This window comes from Candidatus Eremiobacteraceae bacterium (assembly GCA_035295225.1).
Classification (GTDB): domain Bacteria; phylum Vulcanimicrobiota; class Vulcanimicrobiia; order Eremiobacterales; family Eremiobacteraceae; genus JABCYQ01.
Genome location: DATGJI010000036.1, coordinates 1 through 2005, shown reverse-complemented (window position 1 = coordinate 2005; position 2005 = coordinate 1). Strand labels below are relative to the sequence as shown.

3 protein-coding genes are annotated in these 2005 nt (G+C 63.8%); all 3 read right to left on the bottom strand.

The genetic code is table 11. From position 1 onward, the window contains the following. Positions 1-409: hypothetical protein (locus VKT51_06070; GenBank protein HLJ83721.1), on the bottom strand; the 409-nt coding region annotated here is incomplete at its 3' end. 11 nt (positions 410-420) lie between these two features. Continuing rightward, a complete protein-coding gene (locus VKT51_06065; GenBank protein HLJ83720.1) occupies positions 421-1059 on the bottom strand; it encodes an L-threonylcarbamoyladenylate synthase in 639 nt (212 codons plus the stop codon). 281 nt (positions 1060-1340) lie between these two features. Continuing rightward, positions 1341-2005 (bottom strand): hypothetical protein (locus VKT51_06060; GenBank protein ID HLJ83719.1); only part of this gene is annotated, 665 nt, incomplete at its 5' end.

Genomic DNA, 2005 nt, shown 5'->3' with positions numbered 1-2005 from the left:
TGTCCGCTACCAACGAGCGCGCGCCTTGCACCGCGCGTGCTGAGCCCGTCACGACGTAGGTCTGCGTCGGAGAATCGATATGCAGTTGATCGGCGGTCAGCGTCAGCGGTGCTTGCGGGGGTGCGTGAGGCGCCGATGCCGGACGCTCGTGCAAAACCACGTGGCCGATCAGGGTGACCTGTTTACGTTGGTAGTTGCCGATGGCTCGGTCCGCGCGAAAATCGCCATCGGGTGATTCGCCGCGGATGAGGCCGGGCACCACGAAATCACCGTTGCGATGCGCCTGCATGAGCGCGAACGCTACGGTGAACTTACCGATCTGCATGTCGGCGCTCGCCGGCCGGGCGGCCACGACGATCATTCCGGCGACGCACAGCGCAGCAAACCCGAACCCGCAGAACATCCTCATACCAGGGAAACTCACCGGGTGAGGCTTTCAGTTCCCAACGTCGCCGCCAACGCGTCGGCTGCGACCGCACCCCACCGCAACACGCGCGGCGTCTCCGTCGTGCAGTCGACGATCGTGCTCTCGCGCTGGAAGGCAGTGGGCCCGGCGAGAAACGCGAGCGTCGCCTCAGGAAGCTGTGTCCGATCGTCGCTTGCACCGGTGAAAGCCGCTGCTCCCGAACGATTCGCCGAGGTCGCGGCAAGCGGACCGCAGCGCGCGAGCAAGGACCTCGTGAAAGCGTGATCCGGGCAGCGCAACGAGATCGTGGGCAATCCGTTCGCCGCGGACTCGAAGCGGCCGGCGGCGCGGGTGACGATCACGGCGATCGGACCAGGCCAAAATTTCGCTATCACGCGACGGGCCGCAACGGTCCAGTCGCTGACAAACGGTTCCGCCTGCGAGACATCGTTCACGTGAAGCGCCAACGGCTTGTCGCGAGCGCGGCCCTTTGCCGCATACACCGCTGCGATCGCGCCGTCGTTCTCTGCCGCCGCACCGATGCCGTACACCGTCTCGGTAGGGAAGATGACGGTCCCACCTTGCTTGAGACAAACCTCGGCTTGGGCTATGACCGCGCTTTCATTTCTGGGATTGACCTGCACGAATCGCACGGATCAGCGCACCGTTGTGGGCAGGACGATGCAAGGGCGGGCGGTAAGTCGGAAGTCCGTGACTCGCATTCGTCAGCAAATCTTTCTCGTCGGTCTGATGCTGGCCTTTACCGCGGCGTCGTCCGCGCTGGTTCCAGTCTCCTATGGTAAAGTGCTTCGTCGCCGAGCGAGCGATCGAAGCCGCAGGTTCTTGCAGCGCACCCGGCGCCGCATCGGCCTCGCCCGCGGCAAAATGGCCCGCCGGCTCCAGGCGGTAAGGGCACACTTCTAAGCTTAGGACTTTACTGGTTACCCGCCACGCGGCGCGCTGAACTTCGCGTCTTCCCGTTTTTCCCCAGCCGCACGCGGATGAGGCGCGAATCGCCGGCATCCAACGTGATCGTCTGTCGTTCGGGTTCGTCCACGAGCGGCGGCTTGAGATGCACGTCAAACGTTCCGAAGCGATCGGTACCCACGAATACCAGCGTCTGCCTCTCGTCCTTGAGCGCCGCCACGAACGGCGCATCCGATTCGACATAACGGCTGACGTCTTCATCCAAGACGACGCAGTCGCCGCGCGACGCGATCGGTACGGATGCATACAACGTGCGGCGGTGATAGAAGCACGTCAACGACGTGCCCATGATCGGGATGTCGCGCGCGCCGATCCATTTCCAATCTTGCGGCACGTGAGGATTGACCCGGACGCCATCGGGCGAGGGCTCGAGCCCGAGTAGACCTTCGAACGCGAGCCATAAGTAGGTCGGCGGCATCCATGGGCTCATCGCCATGCCGCGGCTCTTGAAGGTCTCCCCCGACAACCGCTCGGGAAAGAGCCCCGGCATCACATTGTGGTATGCCTTCGGATTCTCGACCTCGCTGATCTTCCAGATATTGCGCATGCCCGAGACCAGGCGGCGCGGCGAATAGCTCTTGGAAGCATACGCGACCCACGCGGTGAGATTCG